Annotated in this window: 23 protein-coding genes; 13 read left to right on the top strand and 10 right to left on the bottom strand. The window is 69.6% G+C overall.

Annotated features, from left to right (window positions below):
• Window positions 1-246: 246 nt before the first annotated feature.
• Window positions 247-1,161 (top strand): hypothetical protein, encoded by a 915-nt coding sequence (locus ASF22_RS06560; RefSeq protein WP_056262609.1) that lies wholly within the window; start codon window positions 247-249, stop codon window positions 1,159-1,161.
• 111 nt (window positions 1,162-1,272) lie between these two features.
• On the opposite strand, the gene ASF22_RS06555 is transcribed toward ASF22_RS06560, so the two are convergent.
• Window positions 1,273-3,606 (bottom strand): NADP-dependent malic enzyme, encoded by a 2,334-nt coding sequence (locus ASF22_RS06555; protein WP_056168249.1) that lies wholly within the window; start codon window positions 3,604-3,606, stop codon window positions 1,273-1,275.
• 84 nt (window positions 3,607-3,690) lie between these two features.
• Between ASF22_RS06555 and ASF22_RS06550 the strand changes: the two genes are divergently transcribed.
• Window positions 3,691-4,305, top strand: a complete 615-nt coding sequence (locus tag ASF22_RS06550) for a CatB-related O-acetyltransferase (protein WP_056262606.1) — start codon at window positions 3,691-3,693, stop codon at window positions 4,303-4,305.
• A 48-nt stretch (window positions 4,306-4,353) separates the two neighbouring features.
• Entirely contained in the window at window positions 4,354-4,608 is a 255-nt protein-coding gene (locus ASF22_RS06545; protein WP_056168242.1) for a DUF3297 family protein, read from the top strand.
• A gap of 6 nt (window positions 4,609-4,614) precedes the next feature.
• Here ASF22_RS06545 and ASF22_RS06540 read toward each other — a convergent pair whose 3' ends face one another.
• The 7 genes from ASF22_RS06540 to aspS all read right to left on the bottom strand — a co-directional run bounded on the left by ASF22_RS06540 (window position 4,615) and on the right by aspS (window position 11,539).
• On the bottom strand, window positions 4,615-5,310 hold the full coding sequence (locus ASF22_RS06540; RefSeq protein WP_056262603.1) for a hypothetical protein: 696 nt from the start codon (window positions 5,308-5,310) through the stop codon (window positions 4,615-4,617).
• Between the two features lie 53 nt (window positions 5,311-5,363).
• Entirely contained in the window at window positions 5,364-6,053 is a 690-nt protein-coding gene (locus tag ASF22_RS23630) for a hypothetical protein (protein ID WP_156647622.1), read from the bottom strand.
• A complete protein-coding gene (locus ASF22_RS06530; protein WP_056262596.1) occupies window positions 6,050-7,084 on the bottom strand; it encodes a hypothetical protein in 1,035 nt (344 codons plus the stop codon). The genes ASF22_RS23630 and ASF22_RS06530 overlap by 4 nt, the downstream gene beginning before the upstream one ends.
• 126 nt (window positions 7,085-7,210) lie before the next feature.
• A complete protein-coding gene (locus ASF22_RS06525) occupies window positions 7,211-7,522 on the bottom strand; it encodes a hypothetical protein (RefSeq protein WP_056262593.1) in 312 nt (103 codons plus the stop codon).
• The gene (locus ASF22_RS06520; protein WP_056262590.1) at window positions 7,519-8,583 is read right to left on the bottom strand and encodes an acyltransferase; all 1,065 of its coding nucleotides are present in this window, start codon (window positions 8,581-8,583) and stop codon (window positions 7,519-7,521) included. The genes ASF22_RS06525 and ASF22_RS06520 overlap by 4 nt, the downstream gene beginning before the upstream one ends.
• Window positions 8,580-9,464 carry a glycosyltransferase family 2 protein gene (locus tag ASF22_RS06515; protein WP_056262587.1) on the bottom strand — a complete coding sequence of 295 codons (885 nt, stop codon included), beginning with the start codon at window positions 9,462-9,464 and terminating at the stop codon, window positions 8,580-8,582. The genes ASF22_RS06520 and ASF22_RS06515 overlap by 4 nt, the downstream gene beginning before the upstream one ends.
• 260 nt (window positions 9,465-9,724) lie before the next feature.
• Window positions 9,725-11,539: an aspartate--tRNA ligase gene (gene aspS / locus ASF22_RS06510; RefSeq protein WP_056262584.1), complete on the bottom strand. Its 1,815-nt coding sequence runs from the start codon at window positions 11,537-11,539 to the stop codon at window positions 9,725-9,727.
• Window positions 11,540-11,753: 214 nt separating this feature from the next.
• Here aspS and ASF22_RS06505 point away from each other — a divergent pair, with 214 nt between their 5' ends.
• From ASF22_RS06505 to ASF22_RS06495, 3 genes are all read left to right on the top strand, one after another.
• Window positions 11,754-12,173 carry a hypothetical protein gene (locus ASF22_RS06505; RefSeq protein ID WP_244474213.1) on the top strand — a complete coding sequence of 140 codons (420 nt, stop codon included), beginning with the start codon at window positions 11,754-11,756 and terminating at the stop codon, window positions 12,171-12,173.
• A 141-nt stretch (window positions 12,174-12,314) separates the two neighbouring features.
• A complete protein-coding gene (gene rnd, locus ASF22_RS06500) occupies window positions 12,315-13,466 on the top strand; it encodes a ribonuclease D (protein ID WP_056168216.1) in 1,152 nt (383 codons plus the stop codon).
• 20 nt (window positions 13,467-13,486) lie between these two features.
• Window positions 13,487-14,401 (top strand): LysR family transcriptional regulator, encoded by a 915-nt coding sequence (locus ASF22_RS06495; RefSeq protein WP_056262721.1) that lies wholly within the window; start codon window positions 13,487-13,489, stop codon window positions 14,399-14,401.
• Window positions 14,402-14,431: 30 nt separating this feature from the next.
• On the opposite strand, the gene ASF22_RS06490 is transcribed toward ASF22_RS06495, so the two are convergent.
• Together ASF22_RS06490 and ASF22_RS06485 are read right to left on the bottom strand one after the other, a co-directional pair.
• The gene (locus ASF22_RS06490) at window positions 14,432-16,231 is read right to left on the bottom strand and encodes a hypothetical protein (RefSeq protein WP_056262583.1); all 1,800 of its coding nucleotides are present in this window, start codon (window positions 16,229-16,231) and stop codon (window positions 14,432-14,434) included.
• 141 nt (window positions 16,232-16,372) lie between these two features.
• Window positions 16,373-16,699, bottom strand: coding sequence for an iron-sulfur cluster assembly accessory protein (locus ASF22_RS06485; RefSeq protein ID WP_056168210.1), 327 nt, complete (start codon window positions 16,697-16,699; stop codon window positions 16,373-16,375).
• Window positions 16,700-16,795: 96 nt separating this feature from the next.
• Here ASF22_RS06485 and ASF22_RS06480 point away from each other — a divergent pair, with 96 nt between their 5' ends.
• The 7 genes from ASF22_RS06480 (at window position 16,796) to tatC (ending at window position 24,430) form a co-directional block, all read left to right on the top strand.
• Window positions 16,796-18,043 (top strand): deoxyguanosinetriphosphate triphosphohydrolase, encoded by a 1,248-nt coding sequence (locus ASF22_RS06480; RefSeq protein WP_056168207.1) that lies wholly within the window; start codon window positions 16,796-16,798, stop codon window positions 18,041-18,043.
• An 86-nt stretch (window positions 18,044-18,129) separates the two neighbouring features.
• A complete protein-coding gene (argS, locus tag ASF22_RS06475) occupies window positions 18,130-19,893 on the top strand; it encodes an arginine--tRNA ligase (RefSeq protein WP_056262580.1) in 1,764 nt (587 codons plus the stop codon).
• A 30-nt stretch (window positions 19,894-19,923) separates the two neighbouring features.
• Window positions 19,924-21,387 carry an SPOR domain-containing protein gene (locus ASF22_RS06470; protein ID WP_056262576.1) on the top strand — a complete coding sequence of 488 codons (1,464 nt, stop codon included), beginning with the start codon at window positions 19,924-19,926 and terminating at the stop codon, window positions 21,385-21,387.
• A gap of 158 nt (window positions 21,388-21,545) precedes the next feature.
• Window positions 21,546-22,553 carry a beta-N-acetylhexosaminidase gene (gene nagZ, locus ASF22_RS06465; protein WP_056262573.1) on the top strand — a complete coding sequence of 336 codons (1,008 nt, stop codon included), beginning with the start codon at window positions 21,546-21,548 and terminating at the stop codon, window positions 22,551-22,553.
• 196 nt (window positions 22,554-22,749) lie between these two features.
• Window positions 22,750-23,001 carry a twin-arginine translocase TatA/TatE family subunit gene (locus tag ASF22_RS06460; protein WP_056168191.1) on the top strand — a complete coding sequence of 84 codons (252 nt, stop codon included), beginning with the start codon at window positions 22,750-22,752 and terminating at the stop codon, window positions 22,999-23,001.
• A 131-nt stretch (window positions 23,002-23,132) separates the two neighbouring features.
• Window positions 23,133-23,633: a Sec-independent protein translocase protein TatB gene (gene tatB / locus ASF22_RS06455; protein ID WP_056262570.1), complete on the top strand. Its 501-nt coding sequence runs from the start codon at window positions 23,133-23,135 to the stop codon at window positions 23,631-23,633.
• Window positions 23,630-24,430 carry a twin-arginine translocase subunit TatC gene (gene tatC, locus ASF22_RS06450; protein WP_056168184.1) on the top strand — a complete coding sequence of 267 codons (801 nt, stop codon included), beginning with the start codon at window positions 23,630-23,632 and terminating at the stop codon, window positions 24,428-24,430. The genes tatB and tatC overlap by 4 nt, the downstream gene beginning before the upstream one ends.
• The last annotated feature ends 85 nt before the right edge of the window (window positions 24,431-24,515 follow it).

The following is a 24,515-nucleotide window of genomic DNA, read 5'->3' as shown; positions in this document are numbered from 1 at the left end:
CGCCCCGCCCCGCCCGAAGGGTCGATCCCGACGGCAACGGCGAAGCACCGCGAACAATTCTCGGAACCGCACGTTGGGACCGGCGATGACCTGTGATGGCGTGTCGGCGGGCAGGATGTGCCCGCTCGCGTGCAATCCGGTTCATCGCCTCCATCCCTCGGCCGCCGGGTCGAGCCGACATCCCACCGCGCACCACCCCGGCCGTTCCAATCCGAATCGCCGTCTTCAGATCCTCGGGAGTTCATCTTGGCCGTTACACCCACACGCACGCCCATCGCATCGTCAGCCGCCATCGAGCCGCGCAGCCCGCTCCTGCTGCATCAGGTCTCGTGGGGCGCGATCTTCGCCGGCGCAGTCATCGCTCTCGTGGCACAGATGATCCTCAACATGGTCGGCCTCGGCATCGGCCTCGCGACCCTGAACCCCACGGGCAACGACACGCCCACCGCCGCCAGCCTGTCGACGGGCGCCGGGATCTGGTGGGTCGCCTCGGGCATCGTCGCCTCGCTCATCGGCGGCTTCCTCGCCGGACGCCTGTCGGGCAAGCCCTCGGCCGGCACCAGCGGCTACCACGGCCTCGTGTCGTGGGCGGTGACCACCCTGGTCATCGTCTACCTGCTCACGTCGGCGGTCGGCGGCCTCATCGGCGGCGCGTTCGGCGGCCTCACCAGCGTCCTCGGCGGCGCGGGTTCGGCCATCGGCGGTGCCACCCAGACGGCGGCCCAGGCTGCGGCCCCCTCGCTCACCAAGCTGACCAACCCCCTCGACGGCATCGAGAACAAGGTCCGTCAGACCTCGGGTGGCCAGGACCCCGCCGCCCTGCGCGACACCGCCGCCCAGGCCGTGCGGGCCTACCTCTCGGGTGATGCGGCCCAGCAGGCCGAGGCCGAGGCCCGCGCCACCGATGCCCTCGCCAAGGCGCAGGGCATCTCGCCCGACGAGGCCAAGGCTCAGGTCCAGAACTACCGCAAGCAGTACGAGCAGGCCGCAGCGGACGCCAAGCAGAAGGCCGCCGCCGCCGCCGAGGCGACCCGCAGCGCTGCGACGCAGGGTGCGCTCTACGCGTCCCTGGCCCTGGTTCTCGGTGCCCTCGCGGCCTTCCTGGGTGGCCGCTTCGGCGCCGTCGATCCGGCCTTGGCGTACGGCACCCGTCGCGACTGATCCGAACCGCCCGCCGGCTCCCGGCCGGCGGGACAGTGCCGAACATGGAAAAGGCCCCCGGATCGCTCCGGGGGCCTTTTCGCGTTTCGGTCCGATGGATGGGAGAGGCGACTATTCGGCGGTCGGCGCCGCGCCCTTTTCGGCGAGAGCCGTGATCGCGGCGACATCGCCGGCCTGGGCCTCGACCACGGCGGCGGCGGTGATGTTGACGATGCCGCGGGCCGTCACCGAGGGTGAGAGAATGTGGGCGGGCTTGGCCGGGCCGATGAGGAGCGGCCCGACCGGAAGGGCGTCGGCGAGCACCTTGGCGAACTGGAACGCGATGTTGGCCGCGTCGAGGTTGGGCAGAATCAGCACGTTGGCCGCACCCTTGAGGTACGAATCCGGCATCACCCGGTCGCGGATGAGTTCCGAGAGGGCGGTGTCGGCCTGCATCTCGCCGTCCACCTGCAAGGCGGGTTCCCGGGACCGGATCAGGCCGAGGGCCGAGCGCATCTTCAGGGACGAGCGCGAATCCGATTGTCCGAAATCCGAGTGGCTGAGCAGGGCGATCTTCGGGGTGAGGCCGAAGCGGCGCACGTGCTCGGCGCAGGCCACCGCCACGTCGGCGATCTCCTCGGCACTCGGATCCTGGCGCACATGGGTGTCGGCGAGGAAGTAGGCACCCTTCTTCGTGACGATGAGGCTCATGGCGGCGAAATCGAGGACGCCCGGCGCCATGCCGATGACGTCGCGGATCACCCGCAGCCGCGTCTCGAACCGGCCCTCCAGGCCGCAGATCAGCGCGTCGGCCTCGCCCCGGCGTACGGCGATGGCGCCGATCACCGTGTTGTTGGTGCGCACCAGGGTGCGGGCGGCGTCCGGCGTGATGCCGCGCCGGCCGGCGACTTCGAGATAGGTGGCGACGTAGTCGCGGTAGCGCGGATCGTCCTCGGGATCGATGAGGTCGAAATGCTCGCCCTGGCGCAACGTCAGGCCGAAGCGCTTGATCCGGGTCTCGATCACTCGCGGGCGCCCGACCAGGATGGGCCGCGCCACCCCGTCCTCGACGATGGCCTGGGCGGCGCGCAGGACGCGCTCGTCCTCGCCCTCGGCGTAGATGACGCGCTTGGGGTTCTCCTTCGCCTTCGTGAAGATCGGCTTCATGATGAAGCCCGAGCGGTGGACGAAGCGGTCGAGGCTGTCGGCGTAGGCCTGGAGATTCTCCAACGGCCGGCCGGCGACGCCGGATTCCATCGCCGCCTGCGCGACCGCGGGAGCGATGCGCAGGATCAGGCGCGGGTCGAACGGGCTCGGGATGAGCGAGTGCCGGCCGAAGGGGCGGGCCTCGCCGCCATAGGCGCGGGCGACCACGTCGGAGGGGGTCTCGCGGGCGAGCGCCGCGATGGCCTTCACGGCGGCCTTCTTCATCTCCTCGTTGATCGAGGTGGCGCCGACATCGAGGGCGCCGCGGAAGATGTAGGGGAAGCACAGGACGTTGTTGACCTGGTTCGGGAAGTCCGAACGCCCGGTGCAGATCATCGCGTCGGGGCGCTTCTCCTGCGCGAGATCGGGCATGATCTCCGGATAGGGGTTGGCCAGCGCCATGATCAGGGGCTTCTCGGCCATCTTCTCGAGGTATTCGGGCTTGAGCACCCCGCCGGCCGAGAGGCCGATGAACACGTCCGCCCCGGGGATCACTTCGGCCAGCGTCCGGGCCTCGGTCTCCTGCGCGTAGATGTCCTTCCACCGGTCCATCAACTCGGGGCGGCCCTTGTAGACCACGCCCTTGATGTCCGTGACGGTGATGTTCTGGACCTTCGCGCCGAGGGACACGAGGAGGTTGAGGCAGGCGAGGGCCGCCGCCCCCGCGCCCGAGGTGACGATGCGGACATCGCCGAGCTGCTTGCCGGACAGTTCGAGGGCGTTGAGGACGGCGGCCGCCACGATGATCGCGGTGCCGTGCTGGTCGTCGTGGAAGACCGGGATGTTCATCCGGGCGCGACAGCGCTCCTCGACCTCGAAGCACTCGGGGGCCTTGATGTCCTCGAGGTTGATGCCGCCGAAGGTCGGCTCCAGGGCGCAGACCACGTCGACGAGCTTGTCGACATCGTTCTGGTCGACCTCGATGTCGAACACGTCGATGCCGGCGAACTTCTTGAACAGGACCGCCTTGCCTTCCATCACGGGCTTCGAGGCGAGGGGGCCGATGTTGCCGAGGCCCAACACCGCCGTGCCGTTGGTGAGAACGGCGACGAGGTTCTGGCGGATGGTGAGGGTGGCGGCCTCCTGCGGATCGGCCGCGATGGCCTCGCAGGCGGCGGCGACGCCGGGGGAATAGGCGAGCGCCAGGTCGCGCTGGTTGCCTAGCGGCTTGGTGGCCTGGATCTCGAGCTTTCCGGGACGCGGCAGGCGGTGGTAGACGAGCGCTCCGGACTTGAGATCGTCGGACATGTTGTCGCCCATGAGCCTCACTCCCAGGAACCTGCGCCGTGCGCGTTGTGGAGCACCGTTCCGGTCGGGTCCGGGGTGCTTCGGTTGAGGACCCTGTTGCACCGCCTGCGGAGTGGGCGCAACCCGAACAACGAGACCCGGATTCACCTCGCCCGCCTCGCCGCGCGCTACGGTTTCTCCATCGGCGCCTACTCTTACGGGCGCCCGAAGGTCCGGTTTCCCGAATCGGGGCGGAGCCTGACGATCGGCCGGTTTTGTTCCATCGCCGACAAGGTCGAGATCCTGCTCGGCGGCGGCCACCGCCTCGACTGGGTCTCGACCTATCCGTTCGCCGCCCTGCCGGGTCTGTGGCCGGGCCTCGACGCGCCGGGCGATTACCATGTCTCGCGCGGCGACGTCGTGATCGGCTCCGACGTCTGGCTCGGCTCGGGCTGCCTCGTCCTGTCGGGCGTCACCATCGGCCACGGCGCCGTGGTGGCGGCCCACGCCGTGGTGAGCCGGGACGTGCCGCCCTACGCGGTGGTCGCCGGCAACCCGGCCCGGGTGGTGCGCCACCGCTTCGATCCCGCCACCGTCGCGGCGCTCCTCGAGTCCGCGTGGTGGGACCTGCCGCACTCGGCGGTGGCGGGCCTCGTGCCGCTGCTCCAGAGCGGGCGCACGGCCGACCTCATCGCGGCGGCCAAAGCCCTGAACGTTGCGGGCCGCGCCTGAATCCCTTACCCGCTTCTCCTCGAAACCGATCGACAAGGCCGCCCGACGATGTCCGACACGCCCCCCGACCGCCTCGCCGTGAACCCCAACAGCCCGTTCTACGATGAGAAGATCCTCGAGCGCGGCATCGGCATCCGCTTCAAGGGCGTCGAGAAGACCAACGTCGAGGAATACTGTGTCAGCGAGGGCTGGGTCCGCCTCTCGGCCGGCAAGACCCTCGACCGGGCCGGCAACCCGATGACGGTGAAGCTGAAGGGCGCGGTCGAGCCGTATTTTCGCGATGATGCGGTGGTCGAGGGCTGAGGGCGTTCAGGTCGGCGCCCGCTCCAGGGGAAACGGCGTCGGCTCCCAGTAGCGCTCGAGCTTCGCGGTGCGGATGTTTTCGGATTCCAAGCCGTGGAGGATCGCCGCCAGCGCCGGCCGGTCGTCGGCCAGGAGCGGCTCGGCGACGGGCAGGATCAGGCTGCGCATGTATTGGTACATCGGTTGATCCGGATGCTTGTTCTCCCGGAAATGCGGGAGGAGTTTGGCGAGCTGCGCGTGCGCGGCCGGCAGGTTGCCCAGGGCGATGTCGAGGATGAGCCGCTCGTGCGGGAAGCCCTTCAGGGCGATCGGGAACGTTTCGCGGTAATAGGTCGCCCACGACTCCAGGCCATCGAACGACCGCAGGTGCGGCAGGGCTTCGGCTTCGATTATGGGGATTGCGGCACTTATCGCGGCGGGGTCGGACCACTCCCAGTATGCGAACTGATCCTGATCGAACGGGTAAAGCTTGCCTGCGCAGTTTCCGATTGTCCCAGGCAGGCTATGCTCGGGAATGAACGTTGCGAGGATGGCCCACCCAATTTGGAATGAGCCTGAATCGGAGGTGCGATCAATGAAGACGCGCGACACCGTGTGGCGAATAGGCGTGAGCCAAAGGCTGCGCCCGCCGGTATAGGCGAAGTCGGGGTTACGCTTGGCAAGCGGACGGAAGATGGTTCTGGCTTGGCGTGCGGTCGTCATCGGAGTGGTCTCACCTTCGTCGCGGGTGACGTGTCCGTGGTGCTGAACTTCCTTCAGGTCGATGACCGTTCCAGTGGAAACGGCGTCGGCTCCCAATAGGGCTCGAGCTTCGTGCCCCGGATGTTGTCGGCCTCCCAACCGTGGAGGATCGTTGCGAGCGTTACGCGGTCTCCGACGCGGAGGGGCTCGGCGACGGCCAGGAACTTTCTGCGTCGGTTCTGGACCCAGATGTCGTTCGGAAACGAGTCCCCTCGCAGCTCCGGTTCCAGGGTTTCGCAAATGGCGCGCGCTGCGTCGATGTCGCCGAGCGCGATGAGGCAGATCATGCGGTCTTCTGGCCATTGCTGTGCGAAGATGTGATCGCTGCCGTCATAAATAGTCCAGAACGCTTCAAGCGAATCGATCGCGCGGAGTCGTGGTAACCCCTCCGTCTCTATAGAGGAAACGAGATCCGCGATCATTTCGGGATCGGACCAGTACCAGTGCTGATGTGAAAGCGAAGGGCGATCCAATTGAATGGAATATCCAATGCTTGTCTGAGGTTGGACGTCTGGAATAAATGTGTTCAGCATCGTGAGTTGCGGCTTGCATAGATTCTTATCGGATGTTCTATCAATCAGAATGCGGAGCGCGACGTGGCGAATAGGGGATATGTAGAGCCAATGGCTGCCGATTTGGGTAAGATCGGCGTGCCGATTGATCAATGGTTTAAAGATATGCTTGATTTGCTTGGCGCTCGTCATCTGGTCGGCCTCATTTCTGTAACGATGATCCGCTGCGTGTCTGGAAAGTTCCTCGCAATCATTTCGGCGATGGTCGTGGCGCGAACTGCACTGATCTGACTCTCTCCGGTCTTGTGATCGTGGATGCAGACCGTGCGTGGGACGCTTCGTTCGAGTACGTCGAGACGAAGTGAAGACCGAATGCCATATGGCTGGGCTGCTGATTTGCCAGGAACGTATGAGACTTCCGCGACAAGGTTCGGATCTTTGAGATTGGTAATCTTGCGAGCAGCCACCGCATGGACCTTGTTGCCAAAATCTTGTGCGTCCTTGAAGCCGCCGCTTGCTCGCACTTCATCGACGGCCTCATCGAGAATCACCTGAACCTCGCCGCGACGCGGGCAGGCGGCCCTCAGTTCCTGCTCCTCGACCAAACCAACCCAAACCACTGGCTTGTCCGGGCCCTGCCGGCGCTCGTACAGGCTGGCTGGCGCCTCAAAGATCGCTGAACCGTCTCGGCTTTTTCGGACGGAGAGCGCAGCGAGCAATGCTGCACCGGCATTGTAGAGGGCTCTGGAACTTGCCCGGGCAAGGGTCGAAGCCCCCGTTTGCTGAACGAAGGCCTCTGGCTCCGCCCGGCCGTTGACCAGAGTGCTGCGAGCCAGGATCGTCCCGGTTTCGCCGTCGCGGATGGTCTGGGTCCGGCCCGCCATTTCGAAGATGGTGCGCGTGCCGTCGGAGGCGATGACGGTGTGCTGCTCGTCCCAGTCCTGATGGGGCTGGCTGCGGATGCGCAGGGACAGGACCCGCGACCCGTCCTCGGTGACGGTCTCCTCCGCACCCGACGAACTCTGTCCGGATGTGCCCTGACCGCCGCCGTTCGAGGCCCAGCGTCCGCCGCCGGGGCCTCCCGCGGGCTCTCGGGGCTGATCCGGATCGTACTTGCGGGACAGCGCCCGCTGCAGGCGCACGAAGCCGAGGGTGACGGACAGGCCGGCGATCGTGGAACGCAGGCGGAGGAGCTTGGTGCGGTGATCGGGGGAAAGCGACATCGATGGGGCTCCGCAAGCGAATCCAACCATCGGTTGTGTATCAAGGCATCATCTAAATATCAATAAAAACCTATCTTAGGCGCGGTGTCATGATGTGGTCGGGATGCGAAGGCCCCCGATTCCCGCTCAGTCGACGGTCGGAAGCGCCTCGCGGCTCCGGCGGGCACCGGCGAAATTCCGCAGGGCTTCCGTCACGAGGGCGTCGACGCCGCGCTCCGTCTGCGGGGTGCGGATGACGAGGCTCGCGATGGCGTCGGGGTGGTTCTTGCGCTGCTTCGGGGTGCGGGCGTGGTTGGAGATCCGCAGGGCGAAGGCGCAGCCCTCGGGCTTGAGGTAGACGCTGTCCCCCCGGGTGTTGCGGGCCACGATGGCAAAGCCGTGGGCGATCACGCCGGCCACCGCCCGGGCGAGGGCCGCCTGCGGGGCGAGGAGACTCACGACACCACCGCCCGGGGCGCCCGTCCCGCCAGGGCCCGTGCCTTGAGCCGCAGGGCCGGCTTCTCGACGGCGACCCACGACGCGGCCGCCACGAGGCCGGTGAGCGCCATGGACGGGAGCAGCAGCAGCCACGGTGAAGCGCTGGGCACCAGGGCGTGCAGGCTCTGCTGGATCGGCCAGCCGTAGAGGTAGATCCCGTAGGAGAGGTCGGCCCGCGGCGCGAAGGCCGGGCGGGCCAGCGCCGGGCACAGGGCCAGCCAGATGGCGCCGTAGGCCTCCGTGAGGAACAGGAGGCTCCGATACAGCGGCGTGCCCTGTAGGAGGGCGGTCGCCAGGGCGAGGAGCGCCAGGGGCCACGCCCGGTGGCCAAGCCGGTCGCGCCAGAGGTAGAGGGCGGAGCCCGAGGCGAACAGCAGCGGCAGGCGAAAGCGCGTCTCCGCGCCCTCGGACAGGCCGGGATGGAGGAACGCCGCCGCCGCCAGACCGAGGGCGAGGGCCGCCACGAGGGCCAGCGCCGGCCCGCGCCGCAGGAGGCCCGCGAGCCCGGCGGCCAGTAGCCCGAGGTAGCACAGCACCTCGTATTTCAGGGTCCAGACCGTGCCCAGCGGCGAACGGTAGGGGTTGTCGGCAAACACCCCCGGCAGGCTCGCGTTGCTCTTGAACGTCGTCAGGGTGTCGCGGATGAAAAGCCACGGGCCGGGGGCCTGGAGGTATTCGGCCAGGGGCAGGCGGGTCAGGGCGGGGCCGAGGACCAGGGTCACGATGAGGGTCGCCACGACCACGCCCGGCAGGATGCGCAGGGCGCGGGCCAGCACGTAGTCGCTGGCGCCCCGCCGCTCCAGGCTCATGGCGACGAGAAACCCCGAGACGGCGAAGAAGCCGTTGACCGCATGCGCCCCGAGCGAGAAGCCCGTCATCCGCGCCAGGGGCTCGTCGAGGGGCTGTCCGCTCGTGACGCTGAAGGCGTGGGACACCACCACGGCGGTGGCCAGCGCGAGGCGCAGGACGGAGAAGCCATTGTGCGGCCGGGCCAGGGCCTGCCCGAAGGTTTTCGCGGTCACACGGACTCCTCGCGGTCCAGTCCTTCGTGATCGAGGGCGCTGCGGCCGCGCAGGGCGGCCAGCGCCCCGGCCGTCGAGCCGCCGTAGCGCTCCCATAGGGCGCGGTGCCCGACGAGGCGGGCGAGCGCCGCCTTGGGTGCGTTGACGGCGAGCATCCCCGGGCTCGGGTCGGGCAGGCCGTATTTGCGGGAGACGTAGGCACGGGACCACGCCTGATGCCAGCGGGTGCGGAACACCCGGCCGGGCTCCGGCGCCGAGGAGCGCCCGCGCCCGTGCAGGGCTTGCGCACCGTGGACGTGCACGAGGGCGCGGCCCGCATCGGCCACGCGCCGGCACAGGTCGTCGTCCTCGTAGAACAGGAACAGGTTCGGGTCGAAGCCGCCGAGATCGAGAAACAGGTCGCGCCGGATCATCAGGCAGGCGCCGGACAGGAACGGCGCGCAGGCATCGCCCTCGGGCGGGGCGCGCTTGCCCTTGCGATTGGTCAGGTACGGCGCGAGCAGCGAGCGCGGCTGGTAGAAGAACCGCCCGTCCGGCTCCACGAGGCGGGGGGCCAGGAGCCCCGCATCCGGGTAGGCGCGGGCGGCGGCCAGCAGGGCGTCGACGGCCCCGGACCCGAGGGTCACGTCGGGGTTGAGGATGAGGACGCGCTCGGCCTGGACGGCCGCACGGACCCCGCGATTGTTGGCCCGGCCGTAGCCCTCGTTGCGGGCGTTGCGCACCACCTGCGCGCCCGCCGCTTCGGCGAGGGCCACGGACGCGTCCCGGCTGGCATTGTCCACCACAAGCGCCGGCACGTGCTCGGCGGCGAGTGCGGCGAGGCAGCCCGGCAGGGCGTGCGCGCTGTCATGGGTGACGACGATGGCGACGAGGCTCGGCACGGCAACGTCTCCTGTCCAGCGTCATCCGATGAACGGCGAGGCCGGACAATCCGACCTGCCTGTCGATCGGGTCTTTCGTTCCCCCCACGCGACCTCATCCTGAGATGCCGCGAAGCGGCCTCGAAGGAGGCCTCCAGGGATGCGGTGATATCTGGAGCCCTCCTTCGAGGCCTCCGCTGCGCTCCGGCACCTCAGGATGAGGTGTGTGGGGGGCCGTCCCCCACACATCCTTCAGGACAAAGCGCGGGGGAGGGCGCGCCTCAGGCGCTCTTCTCGGGCAGGTTGAGGCGGATGTGCAACTCGCGCAGCTGCTTCGGCGTCGCCTCGGCGGGGGCGCCCATCATCAGGTCCTCGGCGCGCTGGTTCATGGGGAACAGCACCACCTCGCGCAGGTTCTGCTCGCCGCAGAGCAGCATGACGATGCGGTCGATGCCCGGCGCGATGCCGCCGTGCGGCGGGGCGCCGAGCTTCAGCGCGTTGAGCATGCCGCCGAATTTTTCTTCGAGCACGTCCTGGCCGTAGCCGGCGAGACCGAAGGCCTTCTCCATCACCTCGGGGCGATGGTTGCGGATGGCCCCCGACGAGAGTTCGGTGCCGTTGCAGACGATGTCGTACTGGAACGCCTTGATGCCGAGGATCGTCTTCTCGTCCGAAGGGTCGAGGGCGAGGAACGCCTCGCGGTCGAAGTTCGGCATCGAGAACGGGTTGTGGGAGAAGTCGACTTTCTTGTCGTCCTCGTTCCACTCGTACATCGGGAAGTCGGTGATCCAGCAGAACGCGAACTGGTCCTTGTCGGACAGGTTCAGTTCGTCGGCGATCCGGATGCGGGCCTTGCCGGCGAGGGCGGCCGCCTTGGCCTCGGTGCCGGCGGAGAAGAACACCGCGTCGCCGGCCTTGGTGCCGGTGGTGTCGGCGATCAGGGCCTGGACCTCGGCCGGGATGAACTTCGCGATGGGACCCTTACCCGTGAGCACGCCGTCGACATCCTCGAACACGATGTAGCCGAGGCCCGGCGCACCCTCGGCGCGGGCGAAGTCGTTGAGCTTGTCGAAGAACGAGCGCGGCTGCGTCGCGGCGCCCGTGGCCGGGATGGCGCGGACCACGCCGCCGGACGCGATCACGCCCTTGAACGCCTTGAACGCCACGTCCTCGCGGGCGAACGCCTCCGTCACGTCGGCGATGATCAGCGGGTTGCGCAGGTCCGGCTTGTCGACGCCGTATTTCAGCATCGACTCGGCGTAGGGAATGCGCGGGAAGGTCTCGGTGACGCGCTTGCCGTCGGCGAATTCGAGGAAGACGTCCCGCAGCACGGGCTCGACGGACTGGAACACGTCCTCCTGGGTGACGAAGCTCATCTCAATGTCGAGCTGATAGAATTCGCCCGGCGAGCGGTCGGCGCGGGCGTCCTCGTCGCGAAAGCACGGGGCGATCTGGAAGTAACGGTCGAAGCCGGCGATCATCGTCAGCTGCTTGAACTGCTGCGGCGCCTGCGGCAGCGCGTAGAATTTTCCGGGATGGACGCGGGACGGCACGAGGTAGTCGCGCGCACCTTCGGGGGACGAAGCGGTGAGGATCGGGGTCTGGAACTCGAAGAACCCGCCCTCGCGCATACGGCGGCGCAGCGAATCGATGATCGCGCCGCGCTTCATGATGTTGGCGTGCAGCTTGTCGCGGCGGAGATCGAGGAAGCGGTACTTCAGCCGCGTCTCCTCCGGGTAGTCCTGGTCGCCGAACACCGGCACCGGCAGCTCGCCCGCGGGCCCGAGCACTTCGAGGTCGTCGATGTAGACCTCGATGGTGCCGGTGGGCAGGTCGGGATTCTCGGTGCCGGCCGGGCGGGTCCGCACGCGGCCGTCGATGCGGATCACCCATTCGGAACGGGCGAGGTTCGCGCCCTGGAATGCCTTCGAGTCCGAATCCACCACGCATTGCGTGCGGCCGTAATGATCGCGCAGGTCGATGAACAGCACGCCGCCATGGTCGCGGATGCGGTGGCACCAGCCCGAGAGGCGAACGGTCTGGCCGACGTCCGAGGGGCGGAGCGCCCCGCAGGTGTGGGTACGATAACGGTGCATGGCGGGCTCTATCGAATGAGCCCGGCACCATTCACGCGGGGGCGTTCAAGTCAAGGCGAGCGCGGCTTCGAGGGGAGCGTGGCATCGAGGCGGACGGGTCGCCGCGACGATGCCCCGTCGTTGCCCCCTGATGGGGGCCGGACGCAGCGGGGATGACGTCGGCAAAGCGCGTGGGGGCCTTTCGGAGAAGGCACTCGATCCCCATATCAGGTCCATGAATTCAAACGCTTTTTTCGATATTCTGAATGTGGCGTCCGTCGCCGCTTCGGGGCGCGGAACCGGTGCCGGCCAAGCCACGCATCAGGCCGGCGCATGGCAGGTTCTGCCGCTCGATGGCCGCTTCGAGATCACCTACGAGGATTCCCGCGGAATCTGGAGCCGCCGCGTTCTCGACGCGCGGGAATTACGGCTCGGGCCGGGCCGGACCCTGCTGGGCGGCATCGACCGGGCGCGTGGCGGCTATCGCGGCTTCCGGGTCGACCGCATCCGGCGCCTCACGGAGGAGGGCGGGACGCGGATCGAGACGGGAATCCTCGACTGGCTCCTCGCCCGTGCCGAGGCGCAGCGGCGTCAGCGCGCCGATCTGGTGCGGCGCCTCGCCCGCCGGAACCGCTCCGGCCAGCGCGCCGCGTAACGGGATCGCGGGGGCGGTAAGAGAATCTCGGCGGGGGCCTTCGGTTGAGCTGCGTCGGCTCGCCGGTATTAGGGGGATAGGCGAGCGCGGCGCGGGATACGATCTCGCCTGAGGCGTCAACCTCCGATATAGCCGAATTCCATGGACCTGATCTCGACCACGCACGCCCTCGCCGAGGCCTGCGACCGCTTTGCCGCGCATCCCTTCGTGACCGTCGACACGGAGTTCATGCGCGAGACCACCTACTACCCGAAGCTCTGCCTCATCCAGATGGCGGGGCCGGACGGTTCGGGGGTGCTCGTCGATCCGCTCTCGCCCGACCTCGACCTCGCGCCGTTCTTCGCGCTGATGGCCGACGAGGGCGTGGTCAAGGTGTTCCACTCGGCCCGGCAGGACCTCGAGATCATCTGGTTGCTCGGAGGCCTGCTGCCACAGCCGTTCTTCGACACGCAAGTGGCCGCCATGGTGTGTGGCTACGGCGATTCGGTCTCCTACGAACAGCTCGTCAACGATGTGGCCAAGGCCAAGATCGACAAGTCCTCGCGCTTCACCGACTGGTCGCGGCGCCCGCTTTCCGACGCGCAGTCGAGCTACGCCCTCTCGGACGTCACCCACCTCGTGAAGGTCTACGAGGTGCTCGCCGGGCAGCTCCTCTCCACGGACCGGGGCGAGTGGCTCGACGAGGAGATGAGCGTCCTCACCTCGCCGGAGACCTACAAGGCCGACCCGTCGCAGGCGTGGCGCCGCCTCGCGGGGCGCATGCGCAAGCCGCGCGAGATCGCCGTGCTCATCGAGGTCGCGGCCTGGCGCGAGCGCGAGGCGCAGAGCCGCAACGTGCCGCGCGGGCGCATCCTCAAGGACGAGGCCGTGATCGACGTCGCGTCCTCGGCCCCCCGCAGCGTCGAGGCCCTCGGCCGCCTGCGCTCCATCCCCGCCGGGTTCGAGCGCTCGCGCACGGGTACGGACATCCTGGCGGCGGTGGAGCGGGGCTTCGCCCGCGATCTCACCGACATCGCCCTGCCCGAGCGCAGCCGCGGCCGCGGCGGCAACGGGGCCCTTGTCGAACTCCTCAAGGTTCTGCTGAAGGCCGTGTGCGAGACCGAAGGCGTCGCCCCGAAGATCATCGCCTCCGTGGACGATCTCGAAGCCATCGCCGACGACGACGCAGCCGACGTGCCGGTGCTGCACGGCTGGCGCCGGGCGCTGTTCGGCGAGAAGGCCCTCGCCCTCAAGGCCGGCCGCCTCGCCCTCTCGGCCGAGCGCGGGCGCGTGGTGGTGCGCGAACTGGATTGATCATCGCCGAGGAGCGCGCGGTGGAGCTGAAATGGCTGGAGGATTTCCTCAGCCTCGCCGAGACCCGCAGCTTCTCCCGCTCGGCCGAGGCGCGCCACGTCACCCAATCGGCCTTCAGCCGCCGGATCCAGGCCCTGGAACTCTGGCTCGGCGTCGGCCTGATCGACCGCAGCACCTATCCCACCACCCTGACGCCGGCGGGCCGGCGCTTCCGCGAGACCGCGGAGGAGACCGTGCGGATGCTCCAGGCGAGCCGCGTCGATCTGCGCGCCGGCACGGGATCGGGCGGTCCGGTGGTGAGTGTCGCCGCCCTGCACACCCTGTCGCTCGCCTTCTTCCCCGCCTGGTTCCGGGCCATCGAGGCGCGCACCGGTCCCATCGGGACACGGCTTCTGCCGGACGATTTTCACAACTGCCTCCAGGCCATCGCCGAGGGCGGCTACGACTTCCTGCTCACCTTCCACCACCCCAGCGTGCCGATCCTCCTCGATCCGGAGTTCTATCCCCACCGCGTGGTCGGGGCGGATGCGCTGGTGGCGGTGCATGGGCCGACCCTGCCGGTGCCGAGCGCGGATGCGCCGACGCCGCTGCTGGCCTATGCCGCCGACTCCTTTCTCGGCCGCGTGAGCCTGTTCGCGCAGGCGCAGGGGACGGCGCAGGGGGAGGTGCCGCCGGGGCGTGTCGCGCACACCAACGCCAACGCCATGGCGGAGGCGTTGAAGGCCATGGCGCTGGAGGGCCACGGCCTCGCCTGGGTGCCGCGCAGCCTCGTCACCCGCGAACTGGCCGAAGGCCGCCTGATCGCCACCGGGGCGGCGGTCCCCCTGGAGATCCGGCTCTACCGTGATCGTGCCCGAACCCGCGCCGCCGTCGAGGCGGTGTGGGCAGCGGCCGAGGCCGATGCGCGGACCGCTCAAGACGAGCCGGCACTTTAGCACCGCGCATCGGGCCGCGTGCGGTGCGGCTCAGTTCGCCTTGGCGTCGATGGTCAGACGGTCGAGGACGGCGGCCGGGGTCGGGCTGGCGCTGAACTCCAGCATGCCGATGCCGGTTCCGTTCCGGGGGCGGACGCTCAGGGACAGGGTGCCGGGCTTGGCCACGAACTGGCCCATGGCCGCGCCGATGGCCTTGGCGCCGGCCGAATTGCCCAGGATCGCCGGCACGCCGTAGAGGCTCGCCGTGACGTATTCCTGCTTCAGTTCCTCGGGCTTGAGGCTGAGGACCTTGGACTGGGCCGCGATGAAGCGCTCGAACAGGCCGGTGTTCTCGATGGTGAGATCGATGGCCTTGGCGGTGGCCGACAGCATGGCGAAGCCCGACACGCCGGCATCGGGGTCGAACACCTCGGGGCCGATGCCGCCGAGCATGCCGTTGACCCGCACCGTGCCCATGTCCTTGCCCGAGATCGAGATCTCGCCGAGCTTGAGTTCCTTGGCCGCAGCATCCCAGGCGGTGTCGGCCACCACGGTGAGATCGAGGTCGCGGTAGCCGTAGAGGCCGAGGGACCCGAGGCCGGGCACGCCCGCCACGGCGGAGGCCGGCAGGGTCAGGCCCGCGAGGTCGATGCGCCCGGCCGTGGGGACGCCGTCGCGGGGTGGCCCGAAATTGAACGTCGCCGCGCGCAGGCCCACATGCAACGGCTCGGTCTTCACCACCGGATCCTGGGCCTTCGCACCCGGATCGCCGGACAGGTCGAGGCTGAGGTCGCTGAGGGCGAGGGTCCCGATCACCGGAGTCAGCCGGCGCAGGTCCTCGTCCGTGGCGTCGGGCGTCGCTGCGAGCTTGCGCAGGGCCGCGATGGTGGGGGCGATGGAGAAACCGTTCAGCGACAGGCGCGCGGCCTTCGCATCGAGCCCGTTGCTCGCCAGGGTGATGCCCTCGAGGCTCGCATCCGAGCCGCCGACCTGGATGCGGTCGATGGCGAGGTTCAGCGGCGTCGGCCCCGTGGTGTGCTGGACGCTGAGTCCGGTGGCCTCGAAGCCGCCGAGCGTCACCGCTTCGGCGAGGTCCGCGGCGTTGGCCGACAGCTTGGCGCGGGTGGCGGGCGGCGCTTCGGCGAGACCGGGGGCGGTCAGCGCCGCCAAGGCCCCGGCCCATGTGCCCGGCACCGGCCGGGCGCTGAGGTCGCGACCCTGGATGCGGGCGAATTTCACCGCCATGCCCTTGGCGTCGACGAAGGCGATGTCCGCCACGGCGAACGTGCCGTAGATCCGCTGCAGGGCACCCTTGCCGTCACCCGGTTCGGCATAGAGCCGGGCCAGGGCCGCCAGATCGAGGTCGGTGGCCTGGAGCGGACCGTAGGACCCGGCACCCTTGCGCTCGCCCTCCACGGTGAGGACCGCCCCCGTGGAGGTGAGCTCGGCGATCCGTCCGGCGCGCACGTCCTTGGCGACGACGTTGCCGTAGGTCACCGTCTCCCGCACGCCCTTGGACCCACCCTCGATGCGCAGGTCCGGGATCACGAGGCTCGCCGCATCGAGGCGGGCGAGGCGCGACGCCACGGGCTCGGGGCCGGGGCGGAGCAGGGCGAGGAGTTCGTCCTTCGACAGGCGCGTGCCGCTGACCGTGACGCGCGCGGCCTTCAGCACCGCGTCGCCCAGCGGCAGAGTCACGTCCGTCAGGTTCACGTCCTGAACGGCGGAGGCGGCCTCCTGGGCCCAGGCGGGCCCGGGTCCCACCGGCAGGCCGGCGCCGAGGAGGACGAGGACGCAGGCCGAGGCGCCGGTCGCCCAGCGCAGGAGGGGGCGGCCTTTCGAGCAGGTCATGGGGTTTTCCGGATCGCTGGCAAACGGCGCTTCAGGGGAGGGCGCGCCGCGGGGGCGCCATGGACGACGCATCCGTGCCGCAGTTCGCGGGATGTGGCAATTGCCGGGGGCGTCCGGATCGACGGACGTGCGGGCGAAACCCTACAGGGAGAACGACGTGCCGCAACCGCAGGACGCGGTGGCCAGCGGGTTCTCGATCTTGAACGACTGGCCGATGAGGTCGTTGACGAAGTCGATGACCGAGCCACTCATGTATTCGAGCGACATGGGGTCGACGAGCACCGTGGCACCGTCGCGCTCGATGGCCACGTCGTCGGCGGCCCGTGCCCGCTCGATGTCGAAGGCGTAGGAGAAGCCCGAGCAGCCGCCGCCGTTCACGCTGATCCGCAGGGACGCGCCCGGGGGCTCGGCGCCCATGATCTCGTTGATGCGCTTCGCCGCGCGCGGGGTCAGGGTGATGTCGGCCATCGTGATGCTCGGGTCTCGTCGATTGCCAGATGCGCTCAAGCGCACAAGATAGGCTCGGCAAGCACGCGCTGCAACGCGGCGCGACGGGGGGATGACGTGCGGCACAACGGTGAGCGCTGGAGGGCGCCCTATGCGACGGACCCGGCCACGACGCGCGGGCGGCTGATTCCCGAAGCGTCCTCGCCGACGCGCAGCGACTTCCAGCGCGACCGCGACCGCATCATCCACTCCTCCGCCTTCCGGCGCCTCAAGCACAAGACCCAGGTCTTCGTGCACCACGAGGGCGACCACTATCGCACCCGCCTCACCCATACCCTGGAGGTGAGCCAGATCGCCCGCGCGCTCGCCCGGGCGCTCGGCCTCGACGAGGATCTCGCCGAGGCCCTCGCCCTCAGCCACGACCTCGGCCACACCTGCTTCGGCCACACCGGCGAGGATGCCCTGGACGCGCTGATGCGTGGGCACGGTGGCTTCGACCACAACGCCCAGGCCCTTCGCATCGTCACCCGGCTGGAGCGGCGCTACGCCGGCTTCGACGGACTCAACCTCGCCTGGGAGACCCTGGAGGGCCTGGTCAAGCACAACGGTCCCCTGCTGGAGGCGGACGGGACGCCGACCCCGCGCTGGGCGACGCGCGGCATTCCGGCGGCGATCCTCGAATACGATCGCCTGAACGATCTCGAACTCGCGCGCTTCGCCGGGCCGGAAGCGCAGGCGGCGGCGCTCGCCGACGACATCGCCTACGACAGCCACGACCTCGACGACGGCCTGCGCGCCGGCCTGTTCGATCTCGCCGACCTCGACGCCGTGCCGTTCCTCGCCGAGATCCTGGCGGAAATCGACGGGCTCTATCCGACCCTCGACCCATCGCGAAAGATTCACGAACTGGCGCGGCGGGTGATCACCCGCTTCGTCGAGGACGTCATCGCCGAGAGCGGGCGCCGCATCGCCGCCCTGGCGCCCGGCGACGTCGCCGCCATCCGGGCGGCGTCCGCCCCCGTCGTCGCGTTCTCGCCCGCCATCGCGGCGGCGGATGCGGCGATCAAGACCTTCCTGTTCGCCCGCATGTACCGCCATCCCGGCGTGCTGGCCGTGCGCGCCAAGGCGGACATCATCGTCGCCGACCTGTTTTCGCGGTTCACCGCCGAGCCCCGCGCCATGCCGGAGGAATGGTCGGACGGGCTGGAGGGCGCGAGCGCGGGTCGCGTCGCCCGCCGGGTGGCCGACTACATCGCCGGCATGACCGACACCTACGCGGTGCTCGCCCACAAGCGCCTTTTCACGGCGACGCCCGACCTGCATTGGAGCCCGGAGAGCAAGGGCCTGCCGCTGGCCGAGCCGTGACACCCGTGCGCCCGGTTGGTATGCCCCCCACTTGAGGCGTGGGCCGTCGTGACGCGGCGGCCGTCGCGAGCGGAAACCGATCACCGATGAACATCTTCGCCACCTTCGAGACACGCGTGCGCGCGGCCGTTCAGGGCCTGATCCGGGCCGGACAGCTGCCCGAGGGGCTCGACCTGTCGCGCGTGGTGGTGGAGCCGCCCCGCGACGCGAGCCACGGGGATCTCGCCACCAACGCCGCCCTTGTGCTGGCCAAGGAGGCGAAGACCAACCCGAAGGCGCTGGGCGAGGCCCTGGCGGCGGAGCTGCGCAAGGACCCGGACGTGGTCGAGGCGAGCGTCGCCGGTCCCGGCTTCATCAACCTGCGGCTGGCGCCGGACCTGTTCCACGCCGTGGTGCGGGCGGCCCTGAGCGAGGGCGATGCCTACGGGCGTGGCGTCAGGCAGGCGGCACACGGCTCCGCGGGCAGGGTCAACATCGAGTACGTCTCGGCCAATCCCACCGGGCCGATGCATGTCGGCCATGGGCGCGGTGCGGTGTTCGGCGATGCGCTCGCCAACCTCCTCGTCGCCTCGGGCCGCGACGTGACGCGCGAATACTACATCAACGATGCGGGCGCGCAGGTCGACGTGCTCGCCCGCTCCGCCTTCCTCCGGTACCGCGAGGCCCTCGGCGAAGATGTCGGGCCGGTCCCCGAGGGCCTCTATCCAGGCGACTACCTCGTGCCCGTGGGCCGGGCGCTGGCCGAGACGCATGGGCGGGCCCTCCTGGACCAACCGGAAGCCGAATGGCTTCCCACCGTGCGGGCCTTTTCCATCGACGCGATGATGGATCTGATCCGGGGCGATCTGGCCCGGCTCGGCATCCACCACGACGTGTTCTTCTCCGAAGCCACCCTCGCGCAGGCGGTGCCGGTCCTCCTCGCGGAACTCCGTGAGAAGGGCCTCGTCTACGAAGGCCGCCTGCCGCCGCCCAAGGGCCAGCTGCCCGAGGATTGGGAGGACCGCGAGCAGACCCTGTTCCGCACGGTGGAGTTCGGCGACGACGTCGACCGGCCGCTCCTGAAGTCGGACGGCTCGTTCACCTACTTCGCCTCCGACATCGCCTACCACCGGACCAAGATCGAGCGCGGCGCCACCGACCTCATCGACGTGCTCGGGGCCGATCACGGCGGCTACGTCAAGCGCATGCAGGCGGCGGTGAAGGCGGTGAGCGGGGGGCACGCCACCCTCGACGTCAAGCTGTGCCAGCTCGTGCGGCTGTTGCGGGCGGGCGAGCCCGTGAAGATGTCGAAGCGCGCCGGCGAATTCATCACCCTGGCCGAGGTCGTCGACGAGGTCGGGCGCGACGCGATCCGTTTCATGATGCTCTACCGCAAGAACGACGCGACCCTCGATTTCGACCTCGCCAAGGTGGTCGAGCAATCCAAGGACAACCCGGTCTTCTACGTGCAGTACGCCCATGCGCGCTGCTTCTCGGTGTTCCGCCAGGCCCGGGAGGCGATGCCGACGGAGGACTTTTCGCGGGATGGCCTGCTTCGCGACGCCGACCTCGGGCTGCTCACCGATTCCGGCGAGGCCGAGATCATGCGGCTCATCGCCCAGTATCCGCGCGTGATCGAGGCGGCGGCCGGGGCACACGAGCCGCACCGCGTGGCCTTCTACCTCTACGAGCTCGCCAGTTCGCTGCATGGTTTCTGGAACAAGGGCAAAGACTTGCCGCAATTACGGTTTGTTAATCCAACCGACCGAAACTCAACCCGGGCCCGATTGGCCCTCGTGGAGGCATTGCGGGGCGTGATCGCCTCCGGCCTCGCGGTGTTGGGCGTCACTGCGCCGGACGAAATGCGGTGAGGTGACCGCGGCGTGAAGGGGAATGCTGCCATGACGACGAACGCTTCGCGAGCGACGGTCGATTTCGACGCCTTCGCGCGTGATCTGCAGCAGCCCCAAGGGCCCGCTTCGCATGGGCTTGCTTCGCAAGGGCCCGCTTCACAGGGAGCCGGCCCTCAAGGACAGCCCGTCCGCGCGCCGCAGGCCCATGCCAAATCCGATCCCCTGGCCGAGCTCGCCCGCATCGTCGGCCAGGACGATCCGTTCCGCGCCATTTTGGAAGCCCGCGACGGACGGTCCGACCCGGCCTCGGGCCGGCGCATCGAACCGAGCTTCGTCGATGCGCCCGTGGCGCCCGGCCGCCCGGCCCAACCGCAGGCCCCGGCCCATCAAACGCCCGCCGCGTCCTCGCCGACGGATGCCTTCGACCAGTATCTCGCGTCCGTGGAGCAGGATCCCTATCAGAGCCAAGGAGCCGATTCTGCGCCTCAGGCCGAGCAGGATGCGTTCGCCTCCGGCGAGCGCGCCACCCTGGGCCGGCCGCGTCAGCGCAGCCGCCTCGTCTCCGTCGGCGCCGGTCTCGGCGTGCTGGCAGTCTGCATCACCGGCGGCCTCGCCTGGCGCGGCCTGCATGCGGGCGGCGGCGCCAGCGGCGGCGTGCCCACCATCCTGGCCGACACGGCGCCCCTCAAGATCGCGCCGCAGAAGGCCGACGGCGTCGAGATCCCCGACCAGAACAAGCAGATCTACGACCGCACCGCCAAGGACGGGCAGATCCGCATCGTCAACCGCGAGGAACAGCCCCTCGACGTGGCGCAGGCGGCCCGCTCGGCCCAGCGTACGGGCGAAGGCGGCGCCACCCCCGGCAGTTCCAGCCCGCAGCAGACCGGGACCCTGACCGAATCCCTCGGGGAGCCGCGCCGGGTCCGGACCGTCTCGGTCAAGCCGGACACGCCGGTTCCGCCATCGCAGCCCGAGGCCGCCGAGGCTGCGCCGGCATCCGTGATCCCGACCATGACCCTGCCGGGCGCTCCGGCCGAGGGCAGCACCGCCGCCGGTTCCCTGCGGCCGCGCAGCGCCCGGGTCACCGCGCCCGTGTCGGTTCCGACCACGACGCCCGTGGCCGAGGCGCCCGCACCCGAGCCGGTCGTTCCGGCCCCCGCTCCCGTACCGCGCGTCAAGGCGCCCCAGCGCGTCGCGGCCGTGGCACCGGAGACCACAGCCGCCGTGAGCCCAACGGCTGCGGCCGTCGCCGAATCCCCCGCGCCCGCCGCCGGCTCCTTCTCGGTCCAGCTCGGCGTGCGCGCCAGCGCCGCCGAGGCCCAGGCCGCCTTCAAGCAGCTGCAGGGCAAGTTCATTCAACTCGCCGGCCAGCCGGCCCTGATCCGTCAGGCCGAGGTCAACGGGAAGTCCCTCTACCGCGTGCGAGTCGGGCCGCTGGGCAAGAACGAAGCGACGAGCCTGTGCACCCAGCTCCAGGGTGCCGGCGGCCAGTGCTTCGTCGCGAAAAACTGAGGCCTAGAACCACCGCCCGGAGAAGAACCGAGGTTCTCGCTCCCTGCGGAGCGGTGCCGGCCGAGGCTTTCGGCTTGCGTCCGCCCGCCGTTCCGTCGCGCAGCCGGCCCGGCCCATGTGGCCCGGGCGCGCCACCGAGTCCCGAGGACGCCGCGTTCATGACCACCCGTGCCCTGATCCTCGGTTGCGCCGGCAAGTCCCTCTCGGCGGAGGAGGCCGCGTTCTTTCGCGACGTGGCGCCCTGGGGCTTCATTCTGTTCAAGCGCAACATCGGCACGCCCGACGAGGTGCTGGCGCTGACCCGGGCCTTGCGCGACACCGTGGGCCGCGCCGACGCGCCGATCCTCATCGATCAGGAGGGCGGCCGGGTGCAGCGCATGGGGCCGCCGCACTGGCCGGCCTATCCGGCCGGCGGGCGTTTCGGGCGCCTCGACGGCTCGGCCGTCGCCATGGCCGAGCTCGGCGCCCGTCTCATGGCGCACGATCTGGCAAACGTCGGCATCAACGTCGACTGCGCCCCCGTCCTCGACGTGCCCGTGGCCGGTGCCCACGACGTCATCGGCGACCGGGCCTACGGCACCACCCCCGAGCGCGTCGCCGAGATCGGCCGGGCCGTGGCGCTGGGCTTGATGCAGGGCGGCGTGCTGCCGGTGATGAAGCACATCCCCGGCCATGGCCGCGCCGGATGCGACAGCCACAAGGGCCTGCCCGTGGTGGACGCCGACCTCGCGAGCCTCACGGCGCAGGATTTCGCACCGTTCCGTGCCCTGGCCGACCTACCCATGGCCATGAGCGCCCACGTGGTCTTCACCGCCCTCGATCCCGACCATCCGGCGACGCAGTCGGCCCTCGTCATCGAGCGGGTGATTCGCGGGATCATCGGCTTCGACGGTCTCCTGATGACCGACGACCTGTCCATGCACGCGCTCCAGGGCGGGTTTCGCCCGCGCACCGAGGCCGCGTTCGCGGCGGGGATCGATGTCGGTCTGCATTGCAACGGCGATCTCACGGAGATGCGCGGGGTGGCCGAGGGCGCGCCGGCCCTGGCCGGAGCGTCCCTGCGCCGGGCGCACGACGCCCTCGCTCGCCTGCCCGCCGGACCGCCGGCCTTCGACGTGCGCGAGGCGCGCGCCCGGTTCGAGGCCGCCTTGGCGATGGCTGCCTGAGCCGGCCGACCCCCGGAGCCGGTGCGGCATTCCGCCTCGCTCCCGCCCGGGAACGGGCCTCGTCGTTCGCTCACGCGAGCGCACTGGTTTCCAAGCGGTTCTTGTGCTGGGCGGGCGCGATCCTTAGGTTCGCCGGAACTGGATCACACGCGTGGGTGCCGTGCGGGCTTCGAGCCCCCCGGCGCGGGAGGTTGCCATGGGCAGCATGAGTATCTGGCACTGGATCATCGTCGCCGGCATCGTGATGCTGCTGTTCGGGCGCGGCAAGATCTCCGACCTGATGGGCGACGTCGCCAAGGGCATCAAGGCGTTCAAGAAGGGGATGGCCGAGGACGAGGCGCCCACGGCCGTGCCGCCGCCGAGCACGGGCGAGCCCGTGCGGACCTTGCCGCACCAGGGCGAGCCGGCGACCGCCAACACCGTCACGGCCGACCGCAAGGTCGTCTGAGCGCGCGGCGTTTCGCGTGACGGTGGGGCCCGGCTTCGGCCGGCCGGCGCCGGGGTCTGGCGGAACCCCGCGCGACCTGCGATAGGCACCCCGCCGTCACCGGCATCGCGCGAGCGCGGGACAGTCCACGAATGTTCGACATGAGTTGGGGCGAGGTGATGCTGATCGGCGGCGTCGCCCTCATCGTCATCGGTCCAAAGGACCTGCCCAAGGCCCTGCGCACGGTCGGGCAGATCACGACCAAGATGCGCCGCATGGCAGGCGAGTTCCAATCGCAGTTCAACGAAGCGGTGCGTGAGGCGGAGTTCGACGAAATCCGCCGTGAGGTCGACGGGGTCCGCAAGGCCGCCGGGACCATGGGGCCGGTGTTCAATCCGGTCCAGACCATCCGCGACGAGATCAAGGGCGCCGTGGACGGTCAAACCAAGACAACGCCGTCGCCGACCCAGCCGCTCGCCAACGTCGCCGCCCAGCTCGCCCAGAGCGATCCGGCGCCCGCCCCCGAGCCGGCTTCGATCGACCCCGCTCCCTCCGCCGATCCCCTCGCTTCCCCGCCGCCGGCCGAGACGCCGGACCGTCCGGTCGTGGCCAGGAATTCCCCGGCCAACTCGCAGCCCGATCAAGCCCGATGACCAACGCCACGGATGACGCCGACATCGAGGCGTCGCGGGCCCCGCTCCTCGACCACCTCATCGAATTGCGATCGCGGCTCATCAAGTCGCTCGCCGCCTTCGTGGTGATGTTCTTCGCCTGCTTCTTCGTCTCGCGGCATATCTACAACATCCTCGTCTGGCCCTACGTCTCCATCGTGGGGGCCGAGAACGCCAAGCTCATCGCCACGCATTTCCTCGAGCAGGTGTTCACCAACATCAAGCTCAGCGTGTTCGGGGCCGGGTTCCTGGCGTTTCCGGTGATCGCGACGCAGATCTACGCCTTCGTGGCGCCGGGCCTCTACCGCAACGAGCGCCAGGCCTTCCTGCCCTACCTCGTGGCGACGCCGGTGTTCTTCATCCTCGGCGCCCTGGTGGTGTTCTTCCTGGCGATGCCGCTGCTCATCCAGTTCTCGGTGTCGCTGCAGCAGATCGGGCAGCCGGGGGAGGCGACCATCGCCCTCCTGCCGAAGGTGGACGAGTATCTCTCGCTCATCATGACGCTGATCTTCGCCTTCGGGATCGCGTTCCAGCTACCGGTGATCCTGACCCTGCTCGGCCAGATCGGCATCATCGACACGGCGTTCCTCCGCGAAAAGCGCCGCTACGCCATCGTGCTCGTCTTCGTGGTCGCCGCCGTGCTGACGCCCCCGGACGTGATCTCCCAGCTCTCCCTCGCGATCCCGATGATCCTGCTCTACGAAGCCTCGATCTTCTCCGTGGGCCGCGTCGAGCGGAGGCGCGCGGCCAAGCGCAAGGCCGAGGGGCTGGAGCCGTAGGCACGGGGTGAGGGTGGGATCGGCTCGGGAGCCGCCCGCCCTTGTCGCGCTGGCGTCGATGCTGCAAAGCCTCGTCGTCTATCCA

It is taken from the genome of Methylobacterium sp. Leaf87 (genome assembly GCF_001422775.1).
In the GTDB taxonomy this organism is placed as follows: domain Bacteria; phylum Pseudomonadota; class Alphaproteobacteria; order Rhizobiales; family Beijerinckiaceae; genus Methylobacterium.
The sequence above is the reverse complement of the archived record's forward strand: the minus strand, read 5'-3'. Positions and strand labels throughout refer to the sequence as shown.

Excerpts from the sequence above, each read along its gene's own strand:
- ASF22_RS06505 (WP_244474213.1), top strand. The coding sequence starts at position 11,754 with ATGAATTCAAACGCTTTTTTCGATATTCTGAATGTGGCGTCCGTCGCC.
- ASF22_RS06540 (WP_056262603.1), bottom strand. The coding sequence starts at position 5,310 with ATGACGACCGCACGCCAAGCCAGAACCATCTTCCGTCCGCTTGCCAAG.
- nagZ (WP_056262573.1), top strand. The coding sequence starts at position 21,546 with ATGACCACCCGTGCCCTGATCCTCGGTTGCGCCGGCAAGTCCCTCTCG.
- ASF22_RS06490 (WP_056262583.1), bottom strand. The coding sequence starts at position 16,231 with ATGACCTGCTCGAAAGGCCGCCCCCTCCTGCGCTGGGCGACCGGCGCC.
- aspS (WP_056262584.1), bottom strand. The coding sequence starts at position 11,539 with ATGCACCGTTATCGTACCCACACCTGCGGGGCGCTCCGCCCCTCGGAC.
- ASF22_RS06555 (WP_056168249.1), bottom strand. The coding sequence starts at position 3,606 with ATGGGCGACAACATGTCCGACGATCTCAAGTCCGGAGCGCTCGTCTAC.
- argS (WP_056262580.1), top strand. The coding sequence starts at position 18,130 with ATGAACATCTTCGCCACCTTCGAGACACGCGTGCGCGCGGCCGTTCAG.
- ASF22_RS06470 (WP_056262576.1), top strand. The coding sequence starts at position 19,924 with ATGACGACGAACGCTTCGCGAGCGACGGTCGATTTCGACGCCTTCGCG.
- ASF22_RS06530 (WP_056262596.1), bottom strand. The coding sequence starts at position 7,084 with ATGTCGCTTTCCCCCGATCACCGCACCAAGCTCCTCCGCCTGCGTTCC.
- tatC (WP_056168184.1), top strand. The coding sequence starts at position 23,630 with ATGACCAACGCCACGGATGACGCCGACATCGAGGCGTCGCGGGCCCCG.
- ASF22_RS06485 (WP_056168210.1), bottom strand. The coding sequence starts at position 16,699 with ATGGCCGACATCACCCTGACCCCGCGCGCGGCGAAGCGCATCAACGAG.
- tatB (WP_056262570.1), top strand. The coding sequence starts at position 23,133 with ATGTTCGACATGAGTTGGGGCGAGGTGATGCTGATCGGCGGCGTCGCC.
- rnd (WP_056168216.1), top strand. The coding sequence starts at position 12,315 with ATGGACCTGATCTCGACCACGCACGCCCTCGCCGAGGCCTGCGACCGC.
- ASF22_RS23630 (WP_156647622.1), bottom strand. The coding sequence starts at position 6,053 with ATGACGAGCGCCAAGCAAATCAAGCATATCTTTAAACCATTGATCAAT.
- ASF22_RS06460 (WP_056168191.1), top strand. The coding sequence starts at position 22,750 with ATGGGCAGCATGAGTATCTGGCACTGGATCATCGTCGCCGGCATCGTG.
- ASF22_RS06545 (WP_056168242.1), top strand. The coding sequence starts at position 4,354 with ATGTCCGACACGCCCCCCGACCGCCTCGCCGTGAACCCCAACAGCCCG.